Origin of the sequence: Chryseobacterium sp. SIMBA_029 (assembly GCF_046535275.1) — a bacterium.
GTDB lineage: Bacteria > Bacteroidota > Bacteroidia > Flavobacteriales > Weeksellaceae > Chryseobacterium.
Genome location: NZ_JAWRXA010000562.1, coordinates 1 through 256, shown reverse-complemented (window position 1 = coordinate 256; position 256 = coordinate 1). Strand labels below are relative to the sequence as shown.

Here is a 256-nt window from a genome sequence, read left to right as displayed (position 1 = left end):
CCCGGCTCCATGTCTCAACGAGGAGTAATTCATGAGTCCATCACACAGTGCCCGGCGGACCGTCAGGGATGTCGTCTTCGTCGACGGTGTACGAACCCCCTTCGGCAAGGCGGGCGAGAAGGGCATCTATGCCGGCACTCGAGCCGATGACCTTGTGGTCAAGTGCATCCGCGAGCTCATGCGCCGGAATCCTTCGTTGCCGGCCGAGCGCATCGATGAAGTAGCCATTGCAGCCACCACCCAGACGGGCGATCAG

General features: G+C 61.7%; 1 protein-coding gene. It reads right to left on the bottom strand.

All coding sequences use genetic code 11. The features are described 5' to 3' along the window. Positions 1-40: 40 nt before the first annotated feature. On the bottom strand, positions 41-256 hold a 216-nt coding region (locus SB679_RS25230), incomplete at its 5' end, for a hypothetical protein (protein WP_410705071.1).